Below are 436 nucleotides of genomic sequence, written 5' to 3'. Positions count from 1 at the left end.
ATTCAACGTTGCGGCTCAAAATCCAGCAGTGACCGCTCAACGCTTCCACTTGCTCGTTACTTAACAACCAACTGGCGAGCCAACCTTTGGTCGCTTGTTCTGCAATAGAGATCGATAATCCTTTGTCTTGCATTAAATGACCGATATGCGTGAGCATAGGTTCATCGACACTCACAACATGTTGTTCCAAATGCTGGTAGATGATCTGTAGTAGTTTTACTCGGCGTTCTAAATCACTTTTCGGACCAAACAATTTCACCTCAATAAAAGGCAGATAAGAACGATACCCCAGCATATACCCTTCCGGTAAGACTAATTTATCCAACTTATCTGAAATGGCCGATTCCGATGAACCCAGAGTGAATAAACGGCTGCACTCTAATCCCGTTTGTTGTGGGTATGTCGCTAGCAAGTCAGGTAAAATCTGTTCAGAGAC

At 43.8% G+C, this 436-nt stretch carries 1 protein-coding gene; it reads right to left on the bottom strand.

Going from position 1 to position 436, the window contains the following annotated elements; genetic code table 11:
- The coding region (locus EEB15_RS33375) for a hypothetical protein (protein ID WP_199236716.1) at window positions 1-436 on the bottom strand (436 nt) is incomplete at both ends.

It is taken from the genome of Ramlibacter sp. WS9, from assembly GCF_003797765.1.
In the GTDB taxonomy this organism is placed as follows: Bacteria; Pseudomonadota; Gammaproteobacteria; order Burkholderiales; family Burkholderiaceae_C; genus Ramlibacter.
Note: the sequence above shows the minus strand (reverse complement) of the source record. Positions and strands in the feature narration are given on the sequence as shown.